This window comes from Pseudomonas sp. (assembly GCF_050739655.1).
Classification (GTDB): domain Bacteria; phylum Pseudomonadota; class Gammaproteobacteria; order Pseudomonadales; family Pseudomonadaceae; genus Aquipseudomonas.
The window spans coordinates 1-4,178 of the sequence record NZ_JBOIBY010000041.1 but is presented as its reverse complement, the minus strand read 5'-3'; the positions used below and the strand labels follow the sequence as shown (position 1 = coordinate 4,178).

The window sequence follows — 4,178 nt, the reverse complement described above, 5'->3', positions numbered from 1 at the left end:
AGCAACCCGTGTTTCACCGGTCTGGGTTTCGAGAGGAACACCAATGTGCACGTCAAATCTCCTGCGTGATCTTATTGAGTAAACCCATGCACTACGGATGGTGCGGCTGGGGCGGCCGATCAGCACGATCCCGCCGAAAACAGGGCGGGGCGCGGCATTTTGCAGGCGAACTTTGCGCCCTTCAAGGGATTATGACGTGTGACGGAAAATTAACTACAAGTCACCCCGTGACCGAATGTCGCAACCCGCCTGCTCAATCCCTTGCAGGCCGTGCCTTGTGTGGGTTTTTATCAAAATTCAAGAATTTACACATCGGCCATATGAATGATGACGTATTGCTCCTGAATAGTGGCGCAAAGCCGCGTCTTCAGGCGCTTGTGGGACGTTTGTGCTGCTTTTGATACAGATTTCTTTTATGCGACAAATACTTATATCTGTAGGGTTCTGATGTTCCTGACTACGAAGTCAGTAAGCGGCGCAAGGCCTTTACTCTTCTAGGCTGTAGCTATGGGCCTGATGGATCAACCAATCTCGAAAAGCCTTCAAAGATGCAGATTCGACCTTTCGCTCAGGAATCATCAAGTAATACGCCTTGATACTGGAGAGGGCCTGGGGGTTAGCAATGACCAAACGTTTCTCAGCCAGTTCGCGCTGAATCAGGAAAGGTGGAATCAGGGCAACACCCATGTCGTGCATCGCCGCTTGGGCAAGCATGGAGAATAGCTCGTAACGCGGGCCTGTCATGTCGCGAGGGATGTTCAGTCGCTGGGAGTTAAACCAATGTCGCCAGGCGTAAGGTCGAGTGGTCTGTTGCAGGAGGGGTAGTTCAGAAACTTCAGCGGGAGATAGGCTGGTTTTTTTCCCCAGTAGGCCGGGGCTGCATACGGGCATCGGATTTTCGCCCATCAAGCGGTGGGATTCTGTGCCTGGCCAATCGGCATCGCCGAAGTAAATTGCGGCATCGAACTCCGTATCGGCAAACAGAAAGGGGCGCGTGCGATTGGTCAGGTTGACCGTCACTTCCGGATGTTTGTGCTGAAAATCCTTGAGCCGCGGCAGTAACCATTGGGTTCCAAAGGTCGGAACCACTGCCAGTTCGATGACATTGGCGCCTTGCTGGCCCATGACGGACAAGGTGTCCCGCTCAACCGCATCAAGCTGCGTGGCAACCCGGCGGCTGTAGGAGAGACCGGCCTCCGTCAGCTTCACTCCACGCCGGGAGCGTCGGAAGAGTTCCACGTTAAGGAACTCCTCAAGGCTGGCGATCTGCCGGCAAATCGCGCCTTGGGTCAGCGAAAGCTCTTCGGCTGCCTTGGTAAAGCTTTCGTGTCGCGCAGCCGCTTCAAAGCTGATCAGGGCCGTTGTGCTGGGTATCTTCCTACGCATGTACGTCAACCTCACTAATACATCGCCTCAAATGCGCTTTGCGACGTTTCGGAGTGAGAAATTAGCACAACAGTATGCGAAATCCTCGTTTGCCGAGATGAACGATCCCGGCCTAGGATCAGTCCACGTTATTTGACCTGTTTCGAGAGGACACACTCATGGCCGGTAAAGCTAGCTTCAACTGGATCGATCCTTTGCTGCTGGATCAACAGCTCACTGAAGAAGAGCGCATGATTCGCGACACCGCTGCGCAGTTCGCCCAGCAAAGCCTCGCGCCGCGCATACTCGAAGCATTCCGTCATGAGAAAACCGATCCGGCGATCTTTCGCGAAATGGGCGAAGTGGGTCTGTTGGGCGCCACTATCCCCGAGCAGTACGGTGGCAGTGGTCTGAACTACGTCAGCTACGGCTTGATCGCTCGTGAAGTTGAGCGCATCGACTCCGGCTATCGTTCGATGATGAGTGTGCAATCCTCGTTGGTGATGGTGCCGATCAATGAATTCGGTACTGAAGCCCAGAAGCAGAAGTACCTGCCGAAACTGGCCTCGGGTGAGTGGATCGGCTGCTTCGGTCTGACCGAGCCTAACCACGGTTCCGACCCAGGCGCGATGATTACTCGTGCACGTAAAGTCGAAGGCGGCTACAGCCTGACCGGTAGCAAAATGTGGATCACCAACAGCCCGATCGCCGATGTGTTCGTGGTTTGGGGCAAAGACGACGCAGGTGACATCCGTGGCTTTGTTCTCGAGAAGGGTTGGAAAGGTCTGAGCGCTCCGGCGATTCATGGCAAGGTTGGCCTGCGTGCATCGATCACCGGTGAAATCGTCATGGACAACGTATTTGTGCCGGAAGAGAACATCTTCCCGGATGTGCGCGGTTTGAAAGGTCCGTTCACTTGCCTCAACTCGGCACGTTACGGCATCTCCTGGGGTGCTTTGGGTGCGGCCGAGTTCTGCTGGCATACCGCTCGCCAGTACACCCTGGACCGTCAGCAGTTCGGTCGCCCATTGGCTGCCACGCAGCTGATCCAGAAAAAACTGGCCGACATGCAGACCGAAATCACCATGGCGCTGCAAGGCTGCCTGCGACTGGGTCGCATGAAGGATGAAGGTACCGCGGCGGTGGAAATTACTTCGATGATGAAGCGTAACTCCTGCGGCAAGTCTCTGGACATCGCGCGCATGGCCCGCGACATGTTGGGTGGCAATGGCATCTCCGACGAGTTCGGTGTTGCTCGGCACCTGGTCAACCTGGAAGTTGTGAACACTTACGAAGGTACGCACGACGTTCATGCGTTGATCCTCGGTCGTGCGCAGACCGGCCTCCAGGCGTTCTATTAATAGGAGAACGTCATGGGCGCGCTTTCGCATCTGCGGGTACTGGATTTATCGCGAGTATTGGCCGGGCCGTGGGCCGGGCAGATTCTGGCCGACCTTGGCGCCGAGGTGATCAAGGTCGAGCGTCCGGGCAATGGCGATGACACGCGCGCCTGGGGGCCTCCCTTTCTAAAGGATGCCTATGGCGAGAACACCAGCGAGGCCGCCTATTACTTGTCGGCCAATCGCAACAAGCAATCGGTGACCATCGATTTCACGCGCCCTGAAGGGCAGAAGCTGGTGCGCGAGCTGGCAGCCAAGTCGGACATCCTGATTGAGAACTTCAAGGTTGGAGGTCTGGCGGCTTATGGGCTGGACTACGAAACACTGAAGGAGATCAATCCCGATCTGATCTATTGCTCGATTACCGGATTTGGTCAGACTGGGCCGTATGCCAGGCGCGCTGGTTATGACTTCATGATCCAGGGGTTGGGCGGCCTCATGAGCCTGACTGGGCGGCCTGAAGGTGATGAAGGTGCTGGGCCTGTGAAAGTGGGCGTGGCGCTGACGGATATCTTGACCGGGCTTTACTCGACGGTAGCAATCCTCGCCGCGCTTGCTCATCGGGATCACGATGGTGGCGGCCAGCATATTGATATGGCATTGCTGGACGTCCAGGTGGCCTGCCTGGCCAACCAGGCGATGAACTACCTGACAACGGGCAATGCTCCGAAGCGTTTGGGCAATGCGCATCCGAACATCGTGCCTTACCAGGATTTTCCTACAGCTGATGGCGACTTCATCCTTACCGTGGGCAACGACGGGCAGTTCCGCAAGTTCGCGCAAGTGGCTGGGCAGCCGCAATGGGCTGATGATCCGCGCTTTGTTACCAACAAGCTGCGGGTCGCTAATCGGGCGGCACTCATTCCGTTGATCCGTCAGGCAACGGTCTTCAAGACCACTGCTGAGTGGGTGGCGCAGTTGGAGCAGGCTGGGGTACCGTGTGGACCTATCAATGACCTGGCGCAGATGTTTGCCGACCCTCAGGTCAAGGCGCGTGGTCTGGCGATCGAGTTGCCTCATGCTCTGGCTGGGTTGGTGCCTCAGGTCGCGAGCCCAATACGGTTGTCTGAGACGCCAGTTGAGTATCGTCGTGCCCCTCCATTATTGGGTGAGCATACGCTGGAGGTTCTGCAGCGAGTGCTGGGGTTGGATGCCGGTACGGTAGCTGCGTTTAAAGAGTCCGGTGTGCTCTGAGGTTTCCTTCTATATAGAAAGACTGGCTTTACTCCTCCCGGCAGGTAGGGGCATGCCGTTTTTCTACCATTCGTAACTTATTGAAAGAAACCTGAAATTAACGGTTGACGGCAGATTTCAGATCTCTATAATTCGCCCCACTTCCGGCGCAGTCGAAACGGAAAACTCCTTGGTAAACAATGAGTTACGCAGTTTTCGGCAGCAAGTTGCTTCAGGTCA

3 protein-coding genes are annotated in these 4,178 nt (G+C 55.9%); 2 read left to right on the top strand and 1 reads right to left on the bottom strand.

The window, feature by feature from the left end; translation table 11 throughout:
- Positions 1-486: 486 nt before the first annotated feature.
- Positions 487-1,386, bottom strand: coding sequence for a LysR family transcriptional regulator (locus ACRESJ_RS02490; protein ID WP_431756481.1), 900 nt, complete (start codon positions 1,384-1,386; stop codon positions 487-489).
- 158 nt (positions 1,387-1,544) lie between these two features.
- On the opposite strand from ACRESJ_RS02490, the gene ACRESJ_RS02485 reads away from it, so the two are divergent.
- Together ACRESJ_RS02485 and ACRESJ_RS02480 are read left to right on the top strand one after the other, a co-directional pair.
- The gene (locus ACRESJ_RS02485; RefSeq protein WP_175375562.1) at positions 1,545-2,726 is read left to right on the top strand and encodes an acyl-CoA dehydrogenase; all 1,182 of its coding nucleotides are present in this window, start codon (positions 1,545-1,547) and stop codon (positions 2,724-2,726) included.
- Between the two features lie 12 nt (positions 2,727-2,738).
- Entirely contained in the window at positions 2,739-3,959 is a 1,221-nt protein-coding gene (locus tag ACRESJ_RS02480) for a CaiB/BaiF CoA transferase family protein (RefSeq protein ID WP_431756480.1), read from the top strand.
- Positions 3,960-4,178: the final 219 nt, after the last annotated feature.